Genomic DNA, 13,346 nt, shown 5'->3' with positions numbered 1-13,346 from the left:
TCTTAATTAAGCGCAAAGTTAACAGTAAAGGCCTGGGTTTTCACCAGTTCAATCATGGCGTCGATATCGGGCTTTAACAGACGATCTTCTTCTAACTTCGCCACTTTGCTACGAATAAGCGCAAAATTTTGTTCAATGATATCTGAGCAGCTATTCGGCCGGCGAAATTCAATGGCCTGCGCGGCGTACATCAGCTCAATGGCTAAAATCTTTTCCAGGTTACCTAAGATCTGATTCAGTTTACGGCCAGAGATACTGCCCATTGATACATGATCTTCCTGCCCCATTGAGGTGGGTACACTATCGGCTGATGGCGGGAAGCACAATGATTTGTTCTCGGTTACCAGCGCCGCCGTCACATATTGCGGGATCATCATGCCGGAATTTAAGCCACCAGATTTCGTCAGTAAGCGAGGCAAGCCATGCAGACCTTCCAGCATCAGATAGCAACGCCGGTCAGAAATGTTACCCAGTTCAGCGGCGGCAATAGAGGTGTAATCCAGCACCATCGCCAGCGGCTGGCCGTGGAAACCACCGCCAGAAATGGCTTCTTCGCTGCTTATGACGATCGGGTTATCGGTGACCGAATTCATTTCAATTTCGGCCAGCTCTTTCAAATGGTTATAAGCATTGCGCGAGGCACCATGCACCTGCGGAATACAGCGCAGCGAGTATGGGTCCTGCACCCGCGCACAACCGGTATGCGAGGCCATATTTGCTGAGTCTTTAAACAGGCGGCGCATACGTGCCGCCACTTCAATGTTACCGGCGAAAGCGCGGATTTGATGCAGCTCGGCACGAAATGGCGAACCACTGCCCTGCATACCTTCAATACTCATGGCGCCAGCAACATCGGCTAAATCCAGCAGGTAGCGCATCTTGGTCAGCGCGGTAATCGCATGCGATAAAATAAACTGAGTGCCATTGATCAGGCCCAGGCCTTCTTTGGCCTGCAATTCCAGCGGTGCCAGGCCATGTTGCGCTAAGGCTTCAGCGGCACTGATACTGCCTTTACCCTGCCAGAACTCACCTTCACCAATCAGCGGTAAAAACAGGTGCGACAGCGGCGCTAAATCGCCGGACGCGCCCACAGAGCCCTGCTCTGGCACGACCGGAATTAGGTCCAGCTCAATAAACTTCAGCATGCGCTCAACCACTTCTAAGCGCACACCCGAATAGCCCTGGCTTAATGCATGCACTTTAGTGATTAGCATCAACTTGGAAATAGCTTTGGCGATAGGCTCACCTACCCCCACTGCATGGGTGATCAGCAGATTTTTTTGCAGCAATGCGGTTTCTTCCGGGGAGATTTGCGTATCGCAAAGCGGACCAAAACCAGTGTTAATACCGTAAATGGCTTTGTCAGACGAGGCCATTACCTCAACGTTGTTGCGGCTTTGATTAATTCTGGCAATGGCTTCAGCGCAAAGCTCAGCCTTAATGCTGCCATCAGCGATACCATTAACGATATCTAAATCCATCCGGTCTAAACCATAGCGAAACGTCATCTTGTGCTCCTTAAACCTGCTGATAAATTGCCTGTATCTGAACATCAAAGGCAGAATCGGCTTACTCTAAATCAACCGTTGGAGGCCAGGGATGGCCGGAATCGAGCCTCAGGGACGATTCATGGCGTGTTGATGTGAGTGAACCGGTTCAGCCGATGCCGCGATGAGCAGGCATTGCTTCAATAGCAACATGCTAGCTTGCGCCGGTAGTTTTATAAATACATAATATTCGTAACTCATTCCTGACTTATCGAACTAAAGAGCAGCTAATGCAGGTACAAGACGTCGATTTACGTTTGCTGAGAATTTTCGTCACTATCGTCGAGTGCGGCGGGCTGTCGGCGGCCGAGTCACGGCTTAATATTGGCCGCTCGACGATAAGCGCCCATCTGTCTGATTTAGAAGTGCGGCTTGGGCTAACACTGTGTAAACGTGGCCGCAGTGGTTTTGAGCTGACTGAGCCTGGGCGAATAACCTATCAGGCTTCACTTGAGCTGTTACAGCAATGTGAGGCTTTTGCCACTACAGTTGCAGGCTCAAAACATAAATTATCTGGCCGGGTAAGCTTAGCAACCATCGACACCCTGGTTGGCGACCCACGCTGCGCTATCGGTAAAGCCATAGCGGCACTAAAACAGAAAAGTGATGCCATTCAGTTTGATATTTATGTCTGCGAAGCACGCGAAGTAGAAACCGCCGTCGCCAACGGTCGTTCGCTGTTGGGGGTGGGCGTTAGCCGGCACCATATCCGCGGCCTGGAGTACACGCCGCTGTTTAATGAAACCAATTACCTGTACTGCGCCAGCGGCCATCCATTGTTTGAGTGCAAAGAGCAGGAAACGGAAAAACTGTTACAGCGGGCAGAAGTGATTACCAGTAACTATATGCGCGATAAAGAACGGCGCAATGATGGCTTGAATTACCAAAATACAGCCATCGCCTATCACGATGAAGGTATCGCCCATTTGATCTTATCCGGTAAGTTTATCGGCTACCTGCCCGAGCATTACGCCAGCTACTGGGTTGATAAAGGCCTGTTTAAAGCCATACTGCCGCAGCAGTACTGCTATCACATTCCGGTGGTGCTAATTACATCCAACAATCATTCCGGCTCGCCGTTGGCACAAGCGATGATAGACGCTATAAAGCGAAGTCATACTGTCAGTAATTGATTTGATTAATTTTGGTGCCTAGGGTCGGACTCGAACCGACACGGAGTTTCCCCCGGCGGATTTTGAATCCGCAGAGATTTCGGGAAATCATGTTGCAACACCCGATAACGCCAAAATTAATAGACGTGGGTAGGCGGTTGTCAGCTGGAGATTTTGGCTTCAGCCTCTCAAAGTTACAGGCACAATTATCTGAACATAGAAAAACTGACCTTTCCCCCGATTTTAAAGCCATGACATTGATGAGATTTCCAATAGGTTGGAGTCAATGGAGATCTCAAAATGAAAAAACGTTATACCGAAGAACAAATCATCAAAGCCATCAAGCAGCATGAAGCTGGGACCAAGGTCGATGACATTTGCCGTGACATGGGTGTTTCAGTTGGCACGTTCTATAACTGGCGTAGTAAGTATGCCGGACTGGAAGTGAACGAAGCTAAGCGGCTTAAAGAGCTTGAAGCCGAGAATAACAAACTTAAAAAAATGCTGGCTGACAAGATGCTGGAAGTGGAAGCCATGAAGGATGTGCTGTCAAAAAAGTGGTGACGCCAGCGGCACGGAAACCTGTTGCTCAACATCTGATTGACGTATTTCGCCTGAGTGAGCGGGTGGCCTGTAAGCTGGCGGGGCTAAGCCGAACGGCATTTCGCTATAAACCTAAGACAAGCACCGATAGTACTCAGGAAGCGCTTAAAGGCGCTTGCAACGCAATACCCACGCTATGGCTATCTGATGCTGCATGGCTTACTACGGGGCGAAGGCTGGGTGAAGAATCGTAAACGTATATATCGGCTTTACACTGAGGAAGGCCTACAAGTTCGAACGAAGAAACGTAAAAAGCTGACCCGGCCACGACAGCCGATTGAAGTGCCAACCGCGCCTAACCAGCGTTGGTCAATGGACTTTGTGTCTGACCAGCTTAGTAACGGCAGACGTTTTCGGGTGCTGAATGTGGTGGATGACTATTCGCGTGAAATGGTTGGTCAATTAGTTCAAGTGTCCATCAGCGGCAGGCAGGTCGCCAGATCCCTGAGCCTACTTATTGAACAACGTGGTAAGCCTGGCAAGGTGGTCTGCGACAATGGCACTGAATTTACCAGCAAAGCCATGTTCTTTTGGAGCAAAGAAACAGGCGTCACGTTAGGCTTTATTCAACCGGGTAAACCGACACAGAATGCCTGTGTTGAGAGTTTGAACGGTAAATTCAGGAACGAATGCCTGAACCAGCATTGGTTCAGAACACTGGATGAAGCCAGATATGAAATCGAGTTATGGCGTGAGCATTACAACAATGTACGACCGCACAGCTCACTGAATTACATGTCGCCTGTTGAATATGCAAAACAGGCCGCATAAGCTGGAAAATCTCATCACGGGATTGGTATTAAGTCCGGGGAAAGGTCAGAGGAAGCCTTTGTGCATATTCTTGAGCTGGGCAATTTTGCGGTTACCTACCGGATATCGGGTTTACTGACAGAACCCAAACAGCTGCTTTCCTGCCGCTCGGCGTTGTACGGCAGTATTCTGGATACCTTGCACCGCCAGCAGGTTGAAATTATGTCACCGTCTTTTATGAATCAACGCAAAATCAGTGACAAAGTACTTCCCAAAGCCCAAGCGAAAAGTTCTGTGCATCCGCAGTTGGATACAACTGCTGAAAACATTAGACCAGCTCCGTAAGCTGGAAAAGCGCCTGAAAGCCATGCAAGAAAAAACGGCTCAGCCAGAGGTCAGTCAAAAACCATAACACATGTGGATGTATGAAAAAACTAAACACCAGAGGGGGATTTTATAATAGCAGCTGAGCGGCCGGGCAAAGTAAGGTGACGTGACCCAACAATAGCCAGAGCTGAAGCCGATTTCTGGCGATGGCACAGGAGCCACTATGTTTCATTTCCCCCTGTTACTCCGACTGACTCAGCTGTTGCTGCTGTGGTCCGTCATATCGCTGCAAATGGTTGCCGCAGAGGCTACTGTTGAGAAACAGCGTGTGCTGGTGCTGACAGATATTGAAGCCGATCCGGATGATGCGCAAAGCCTGATCCGGTTGTTGCTGTACGCTAATCAAATCGATATTGAAGGCCTGGTTGCCACCACTTCTGTTCATCAAAAAAACAGGGTGGTTCCTGAGACGATCCTTTCCATTCTGGATGCTTACGCCAAGGTGCAACCAAACCTGTTGCTGCATGAAGCAGGCTATCCAAACGCTGCGCAGCTGAAGGCGCTGGTGAAGCCAGCTTTACCGCTTTATGGCATGCAGGGCGTAGGAGAAGGTAAAGACTCAGCGGGTTCAGACTGGCTGCTGCAGGTGCTGCAAAAACCGGATCCCCGGCCGCTGTGGCTGTCGATCTGGGGTGGCAGTAATACGCTGGCACAGGCGCTGTACCGGCTGAAACAACGGCTGCCCGAAGCACAATTGCAGCAGCAGATCAGCCGGTTAAGGGTGTACAGCATTTCGGATCAGGACGACAGTGCCGGTTGGATCCGCCAACAGTTTCCCACTTTATTTTATATCGTCAGCCCCGGAGGTTATGGCGCCGCGACCTGGACTGGCATAAATACCGTAGTAGAAGGGATAGATAACAGCAGCATCAGTAACCCTTGGCTCGCCAATCACATCCAACAAGGGCATGGGCCGCTTGGTGCCTTGTACCCTGATGTGGCTTATGGCATGGAAGGCGACACGCCAGCCTGGCTGGGCTTGATCCCAAACGGCCTTAATCAGCCAGAGCGGCCTGACTGGGGGGGGTGGGGAGGCCGATACCAGTTGTATATTCCGAAGCTCAGTGACACGGACCCGAAGGGATTTACCGGTGGGGTACCTGTGCTGCAGGAAAGCCGTCCAATCTGGACCAATGCCGTTGACCGTTATAGTCCACCGCAACTGGCAGATTACGGCCGGGCGCTGCGGCCTGGCCAGCAAAGTTTCAGCGGTTTTCGAGAAACACTGTGGCGCTGGCGTGATGCTATTCAACAGGATTTTGCCGCGCGGATGGACTGGGCAATATTGCCTTATGCCAGTGCCAACCATCCTCCCAGACCACAGCTTCGCCATGCTACTGAACTGACGGTGAAATCTGGCGCTTCATTTCATCTGGATGCTCGGGATTCAACCGATCCGGACGGTGACAGCCTGCAGTATTTCTGGTTTCACTACCCGGAAGCGGGCAGCGCACCGCGACCGCAGCTGAGCATCAACAGCGCAGAAAATATGGCAAGGGTGCATCTGATTGCGCCTCAAGTGAACAAAGCCGAAACCCTGCATTTTATTTTGCAACTTACCGACCGCGGCAGCCCTGCACTGACCCGGTATCTGCGGGTCAGGGTAACAGTGGAGCCTGACTCATACAGTCAATGAAACCAATCATTTGTGCTGGTCAAGAAAAATAGAATTAAGGAGTGGAGCAGTCTGATATCCCTTATATGCATCCGTGCTTTCTATATCGGGTTTCCCACTTGGTGTACCACTCCTTCTACAGCACTATCATGCTCCCACTTTTTCTCAATCTCTGTCTTGTCAGGTAAAACTGCACTAGATAGCTGTTGGCTAAACATCCGCGGGATTACATAGCTGTAATGGCGCTCTGTCATTTCAATACTGGTGCCAAGATGACGGGCCAGAACATCAATAGTCACTTTTTGTTCTACAAGTTCCATGTTATCAACGAGTGGCGTAAAGAGTAGAATATTATTTTACTGTGTGGCGTATCATCAGTATTAAAGGTACGACCAATGAAATTGGTCGTTGAGCCACCAGGCAAGCAAAAAATCAGGTCTTGGTTTACAGATTAGAGAGGCGCTCAGTCATCCACAAAATGATATTTTGCAGCGTTCGTTTGCATACTACCTCTCGCGTTCCAGTGTAAAGGGTGATTGTAATGGTTAACTGAATTTGGACACATTGCTATAGTCTAAAAACGAGTTAGCTACTGAAACACGCAATGTATCATCCACACCTTGACATCCAAGATACACGAAGTGGGAAAACCGATATAAACGTAAAGGCTGTATTTAAAGGTAATCTGTTGTTTATCCACTCGCTCATTTAGTCGAGTTTGAGATTAAGTATTGAGAGCGATGATAAAAGGCCAGACAACTGACCCTTGGAGTGTTAACGCAGGATCAATAATGAACACTTGGCATGGCTTAACATCACCGTTGTCGTACTGCCAACAATAAATTGCCGGATGCGGGAATGGCCGTAAGCGCCCATCACCATCAAATCAATATCGTGTTGTTGCTGATACTGATGCAGTACCGTTTCAGGTTCACCTGCGACAATGGCAATTGTTGTGCTAAAGCCAGCCTTGCGTAGAATATTGGCCGCTTGTTCCATCTGTATTCTGGTTGCATCTACTTCGGCGCCTGCCATCACCAAATGCACAGGCAAACCTTTGACTAAAGGACTTCCGGCCAGCATTTCTAAGCCTTTTAGGGCTGTCGCGCTGCCATCGTAAGCCAGCAATACTTGCTGAGGCTCCTTATACTTCTGTTGCGTCAAGAGCATAGGTTTATGAACATTCCGGATCAAAGGCTCAACCTGTAAACCAAGTCGGCCATGAGCATCGGCGCTACTTGCTCCGCGTTTTCCCATCACCAGTAAACGGGTTTCTTCTTCCAACTCTATCGCTGTTTCTACAAAGTCGCCATGACGTAAGCGCTCTTCAACCTGCTCAAACCCTGCGGATGCTGCTCGGGCACGAGCGGCGTCGAGCATGATTCGACCTCGCTCTAACGCCAGTTTACCGCGCTCCGCATCCAGTTGCGCCAGCTTTTTCATCAAAGCTTCCTGCGCACCAAGCCCGATACTACCGCTTAAATCGCTTGTATCCTGTTGTTGTGCTTTGCTCAATACATGCAGCACTGACATAGTCACATTCAGGCGTTTGGCAGCCCAGGTTGCATAGTCACACACGGCTTCTGCGTAAGGGGATGAGTCAATACAGGCTATTACTTTTTTAGTCATTTTATGTACTCCCGTTAGTGTCCCATCAGCCGTTCTACAGCATCAGGCTGATTGTGTACTGCAAATTTGTCTACCAGAGTGGCACTGGCTTCATTGAGGCCAAGCAACTCAACGTCTGTACCTTCGCGACGGAACTTAATCACTACTTTGTCTAATGAACTGATAGCGGTAATGTCCCAGAAATGAGCGCGACTCAAATCAATTTGCACAGATTCAATGGCTTCTTTGAAATCAAAGGAGTCCACAAATTGTTCTGCTGAACTGAAAAATACCTGACCCACAACTTTGTAGGTTCTGTGTTTTTCATTGCTGCTCAGTTCTGAACCCACATAAAGGATTTGTCCGACTTTGTTAGCAAAGAATAGAGCACTTAAAATCACGCCAACCAACACACCCCAAGCGAGGTTGTGAGTGGCAACAACAACGATCACTGTCGCAGCCATGACGATGCTTGAACTGATTGGATTCTTCTTCAAATCCCTCACCGAACTCCAACTAAACGTGCCAATGGATACCATGATCATGACTGCGACCAGAGCAGCCATCGGGATCATGCCAACCCAAGCATCCAGAAAGACCACCATCACTAACAAGAGGACGCCAGCGAGCAATGCAGAGAGACGAGTGCGGCCACCTGATTTGACGTTGATAATTGACTGACCAATCATGGCACATCCGGCCATACCACCAATTAAGCCTGAACCAATATTGGCGATACCCTGACCCACACATTCTTTGTTTTTGTTACTTTTGGTGTCTGTCAGATCGTCAACAATAGTCGCGGTCATCAGTGACTCAAGAATACCCACAACGGCCAATGCCATAGAGGTAGGAAAGATAATCATCAGGGTTGCAAAGTTCAATGGCACTTCAGGCCATAGGAAAATCGGCAGGCTATCCGGCAATTCACCCATATCAGATACGGTACGAACATCTAAGCCGAAATAAAGCGCGACCAGAGTCACTACCACAATGCAGACCAACGGAGAAGGCACCGCTTTGGTCAGGTACGGGAATAAATAGATAATGCCTAAACCCAAAGCGGTTAAGCCATAAACGGTGACTGAGCCGTATTCACCGGAGAGTTCCGGTAACTGAGCGAGGAAAATAAGGATGGCTAGTGCATTCACAAAGCCTGTAACAACAGATCGAGATACGAACCGCATGACATCACCTAACTTCAGGAAGCCAAGCACGATTTGGATAACCCCCGTCAGCAGCGTTGCAGCCAGCAAATACTGCAGGCCGTGCTCTTTGACCAGAACAATCATCAACAGCGCCATAGCACCGGTTGCGGCTGAAATCATGCCAGGGCGAGCGCCGGTAAAGGAGATAAGAACGCAGATAGCGAAAGAGGCATACAAACCCACTTTAGGGTCAACGCCTGCAATGATAGAAAAAGCAATAGCCTCAGGAATAAGGGCTAAGGCAACAACGATGGCAGCTAAGACATCTCCTTTGATATTGGAGAGCCAGTGCTGTTTGATAGTTTTAAGCATAAAACATCCATTAAGTTTAGAAATCCGATATGAACCAGCAAAACACCACAGGTATTGCATTTAAAGTTTGCACGCATGGTTCAAACCTAACTTTATTTTGCAAATCTGTTTTGTGTTGTTTGCTAATTACACCGGCTAATCCTCTTGGCTTGCTTCTGCTTTTGTTCAAAATTCGGGCGGAATTCTAGCGATTTAGGCTGCCAAAGGCCAGTAAAAGTTTAAATGTGAGCTATTTTGACAGGGTTTGTATATTGGATTCATCTATAGAAGCTCAAAGTATGCTAGCCCATAGCTGACAGCTTTGCAGAGTATGAACAGCTAAGAAGTTTCGAGTCATCTACTTGACAGATTTTAGAGTCAGCACAGTATTTGTGAAAAAAGCACTTTAATCTATATTAAAGTGCTTTTTTATGCTGTTTTAAGCTCAAAATCACTGATTAACATGCGTTTAAGCTACTTCAGATATTACAGTGCGTTTTAGGCTCAGAAATCTGCATTAAAATGCGTTTTATTCAGTGCTGATGACTTAAATACTCTCGGGTATATTTAAGAACAGCGTCAGCTCTCTCAGCAACAATTGAGCGCTGAATCTGCTGAGCAGTAGTTTGCTCAGCTAAAAGTGAAAGCACGCGCTATAACTCGTCTTGCAGAAGCTGATTATGCGCTTCCAGTGTCTGGATGTATTCAACAGTGGCTTTGTGTCCGGCTTCGAGTAATGTTCGCAAAGCTGAATCGTGGTCTGGCATTAAATAACTCCCTGTAACAGGGTGGCGGCATCCTGCACCAATTAGTTATCTCAAACAACATTACTTTAGCCCAATCAATTTCTTTAGGCTAACAAGAGTTAATTTCACTCCCACTGAATCGTAACTTTGAGCGAAATATAGTCTTTCACACCCTGTTTATTACACTTAATTGTGTTTCAGGGTATGCGCTTACTGGTTACGAATATTGAGCGAGAATCATTCGACGATCACCGCTTTTCTTTCGAGCCAGTAAGTGCTCCACCGCTCGCTAACGAATACTCAGGGCATGCACATATACTGCTGGCTATATTTCTTTCGAAGAGCGTGGAATGCACTCATTAGGGCTAGCTTACATAAGCTAGCAACACGAGCATTAACCAAACTAAATACTAATGAGTATCAAAAATCTTGCCGTAGCTTATCTGGAAAAATTGCACAGTTCAGAAAATATCACCCTGCTAAATCAGATGCACTGCGACCAAAGCTCAACTTTATAAAGCTGTGATTTATGATATTGAAACTTAAATATTTATTGGTGCCTAGGGTCGGACTCGAACCGACACGGAGTTTCCCCCGGCGGATTTTGAATGAAACACTTGTAGACTCTTGATGCTATTAATTCAATAGCTTAACAGAGAAAATCCTCCACCTTTATGAAAACTTCACAAAAGGTGTTTCGATTTCAGGAGTCTAGTTATGGCAAAAATCCTTGAAAAACACCAGCTTACACCTAATCTTCAAATCCACAAGCAATCTAACTGTTACAACTGGATTGCTCGGTTAAAAATCAAAAACGTCTACCTGTCCCGTTCTACCAAAACCCGTGACTTACCAGAGGCAATCGCAAAAGCTCACCGCCTCCTAATCGAATATGAGATCCGCTTTGAGACGAATAATTTTGTAATCGAATCTAAGCGCTTCTCGTATATTGCCGAAAAAGTCATCCACCAAATGAGAGTAGCAATGGCAACAGGCACCGGAAAAGTCATCTATGATGACTATATTGGTGCACTCAATAAATACCATATCCCTTTCTTTGGTGACACCCACATTACGCGTATCGATGCAGATCAACTTGACGATTTTGACGTGTGGCGTGTCAAAGAGTTAGGCAGGATACCGGCTAAATCCACGATCCAAAACCACAACTCAGCAATGCAAATGGTATTCGATTTTGCGGTCAAACGTAAGTACATGCTGATATCTCAAGTACCGACTCTGGAAAACAAAGGCGCTAGTGGTTCAAGGCGTGCCGCATTCACGGTAGATGAATATGCGCGAGTAAGAGAACAAGTAGTACAGATGGCCAAGGAAGGCAGACGGGAGAAAACCCGCCAACTCCGCGAGTTACTTATAGACTACATGGATTTTGCTATTCTGACTGGCATGCGGCCTGGCTCAGAAATGGATAATCTAACATGGGCTGATTTACACCCTGAACGGGATGACTCGCAGATACGGTTTTATGTCACTGTGAGGAAGGGCAAGACGACAAAATATACCGGCACCCGCGAGATCGTGTGTAAAGCAGCAATAGTCAAAGTGCTGAACCGACTATCAGACCGTTTCCCTGATCGAGTTGGTACTGAGCAGCTGTTCCGTCTCTCTGATGGCTCAACCTCTAAGGAAATGAACAGACATTTCGATAATGCTTTAGAATTGATTGAGTTGAAGAATTCACAATATGGGCAAAGAAGTTTATATTCGCTAAGGCACAGCTACATTACGTGGGAACTGGCAGCACAAAACGTCAGTATTGATGTGTTAGCGCGGCAGTGTGGCACTGGCATTCAAATGATTGAGCAACATTATAGCCACGTCATCCCGAGAATGTTCGGTCGGCAATTGTCCGGGATTGAGCTGGAAACCAAAGAGAGAGTCGTTCGGCAGTTTGAAGACGTAACTTACGATGAGCAGTTACGGCAACGCATGGACGAATGGGCATACAACTATAAGCATCGAGGCTATATCTAGCAGGAGGCAGCGTTGGCGTATCAGGAACGAGTTGCAGTAATGGAGGGGTTATACCTTTATACTCAGACCAATTCAAAGCGCTGGTACGCCCGCTTTAAAGTCGATAAAAAGCACGTTACCTTTTCGACCGGCGAGACCGAGTTAGAAAAAGCGAAAGTTGTAGCAATTGATGCAATGTACAAGCGTCGAGCAGAGATAAAACTTGGTATTGCGGCTGGTGCTCAACCGTTTACCGCACTTGCGAATGAGGTCATTGCTGATCTTGAGGCGTTGATTGATAAAGGCGTTTCAAAGAAGAATAACTCAATCTACAAAGGCATTCTGCTGAACTACCATATCCCATTTTTCAAAGACCAGCGCATAGACCAAATCACGCAGTCTGATATGGACAACTTCCATCGTTGGCGCGAAGTGAAGTTTGGCCGGCAACCATCAAAATCTACTTTACAAAGCCACAATGCTGCACTCAGTAAAATTTACGACAAGGCATTAAGAAAAGGCCAAATCACCAAATACCATATTCCAGCTTTTGAAACTGACGGCAAACGGCAAGAACGTCGTGCCGCTTTCACATGGGAAGAGTATCGCAAAATCTCTGACTTTATTACTGACGAGATGCAACGGACTAAAAACAAGAAAAGCAAAATGCTTCTTGAGCTGATGGAAGACTACATCGACTTTGCGCTGGCAACGGGTATGAGGCCAGGCACAGAGATTGAACACGTACAGTGGCGCGATATCAGCTTTAGATTGGCAGATGGTGTACCAGAAATCACCGTAGCCGTTCGTAAAGGCAAAACTACTTTATATACCGGTACTCGGCAAGTTGTGGTACGAAGCGATTTTGTGGCTAACCTAGAGCAGTTAGTAGAACGCTTTCCAGACCGAAAAGCAGATGACTTGGTATTCGTGCTTGCTGACGGCTCTAGTGCTAAAAGTCTCAGCAAGAAATTCACCTATGTTCTGGAAAAGCTGAACCTAAGGCAAAGCCCATATGGTGAGCGTACCCTGTACTCACTTCGCCATTCTTACATTACTTGGAACCTAAAAAGCAAAGCGGATTACGCAGCACTGGCTAAACAGTGCGGCACGAGTATAGAGATGATTGACAGAACTTACAGCCACCTTTTGCCGACGATGTTCCGGCAGGAATTTAGTGGCGTGATGTATGAGCAAAAAGAGCCTGACTCGTTGAAGCGCCGTGAAATCAGTAAGAAAGCCAAGGAGTCAAATATTAGGAGTTATGCTTGGTTTGCTGAAAATTATGAGAAACGTAAGTTTGTTTAGTGAATTTTCAGGGGGATAACTGGTTAGGTCGCAACTGGACCTTACGTTATTCAGTAAAATTCTAAGCTTTCTTCTACCTGAATGAAGTTGGGGCCTGAGTCTTCTCAGAGCCCCTTTTTTTGGTATTTATCGCAAAGTTTTACAGAAAAAACAGAAGATACTAGGTTTCATCCTTCAGCTTCCGTATTATGAGAATA

At 47.3% G+C, this 13,346-nt stretch carries 9 protein-coding genes and 1 pseudogene; 6 read left to right on the top strand and 4 right to left on the bottom strand.

Annotation, left to right across the window (positions count from 1 at the left end; translation table 11 throughout):
* Window positions 1–2 precede the first annotated feature (2 nt).
* Complete coding sequence (gene hutH, locus LHL18_RS12860; protein WP_226767367.1) at window positions 3–1,508, bottom strand: histidine ammonia-lyase; 1,506 nt, start codon at window positions 1,506–1,508, stop codon at window positions 3–5.
* Between the two features lie 269 nt (window positions 1,509–1,777).
* Between hutH and LHL18_RS12855 the strand changes: the two genes are divergently transcribed.
* The 4 genes and pseudogenes from LHL18_RS12855 (at window position 1,778) to LHL18_RS12840 (ending at window position 6,035) form a co-directional block, all read left to right on the top strand.
* Window positions 1,778–2,680, top strand: coding sequence for a LysR family transcriptional regulator (locus tag LHL18_RS12855; protein ID WP_226767366.1), 903 nt, complete (start codon window positions 1,778–1,780; stop codon window positions 2,678–2,680).
* Between the two features lie 279 nt (window positions 2,681–2,959).
* Window positions 2,960–4,033, top strand: a pseudogene (locus tag LHL18_RS12850) (IS3 family transposase).
* A gap of 60 nt (window positions 4,034–4,093) precedes the next feature.
* Complete coding sequence (locus LHL18_RS12845; protein WP_226767365.1) at window positions 4,094–4,357, top strand: hypothetical protein; 264 nt, start codon at window positions 4,094–4,096, stop codon at window positions 4,355–4,357.
* A 205-nt stretch (window positions 4,358–4,562) separates the two neighbouring features.
* Window positions 4,563–6,035 carry a DUF1593 domain-containing protein gene (locus tag LHL18_RS12840; RefSeq protein ID WP_226767364.1) on the top strand — a complete coding sequence of 491 codons (1,473 nt, stop codon included), beginning with the start codon at window positions 4,563–4,565 and terminating at the stop codon, window positions 6,033–6,035.
* An 80-nt stretch (window positions 6,036–6,115) separates the two neighbouring features.
* On the opposite strand, the gene LHL18_RS12835 is transcribed toward LHL18_RS12840, so the two are convergent.
* From LHL18_RS12835 to LHL18_RS12825, 3 genes are all read right to left on the bottom strand, one after another.
* The gene (locus LHL18_RS12835) at window positions 6,116–6,334 is read right to left on the bottom strand and encodes a hypothetical protein (RefSeq protein ID WP_226767363.1); all 219 of its coding nucleotides are present in this window, start codon (window positions 6,332–6,334) and stop codon (window positions 6,116–6,118) included.
* Window positions 6,335–6,788: 454 nt separating this feature from the next.
* Window positions 6,789–7,643, bottom strand: a complete 855-nt coding sequence (locus LHL18_RS12830; RefSeq protein ID WP_226767362.1) for a universal stress protein — start codon at window positions 7,641–7,643, stop codon at window positions 6,789–6,791.
* Between the two features lie 14 nt (window positions 7,644–7,657).
* On the bottom strand, window positions 7,658–9,142 hold the full coding sequence (locus LHL18_RS12825) for a SulP family inorganic anion transporter (RefSeq protein ID WP_226767361.1): 1,485 nt from the start codon (window positions 9,140–9,142) through the stop codon (window positions 7,658–7,660).
* Between the two features lie 1,442 nt (window positions 9,143–10,584).
* Between LHL18_RS12825 and LHL18_RS12820 the strand changes: the two genes are divergently transcribed.
* Window positions 10,585–11,862 carry a tyrosine-type recombinase/integrase gene (locus LHL18_RS12820; protein WP_008224320.1) on the top strand — a complete coding sequence of 426 codons (1,278 nt, stop codon included), beginning with the start codon at window positions 10,585–10,587 and terminating at the stop codon, window positions 11,860–11,862.
* A 12-nt stretch (window positions 11,863–11,874) separates the two neighbouring features.
* Window positions 11,875–13,149, top strand: a complete 1,275-nt coding sequence (locus LHL18_RS12815) for a tyrosine-type recombinase/integrase (protein ID WP_134057841.1) — start codon at window positions 11,875–11,877, stop codon at window positions 13,147–13,149.
* Window positions 13,150–13,346: the final 197 nt, after the last annotated feature.

Origin of the sequence: Rheinheimera aquimaris, assembly GCF_020531985.1 — a bacterium.
GTDB lineage: Bacteria > Pseudomonadota > Gammaproteobacteria > Enterobacterales > Alteromonadaceae > Alishewanella > Alishewanella aquimaris.
This window is presented reverse-complemented; position numbering and strand designations above follow the sequence as displayed.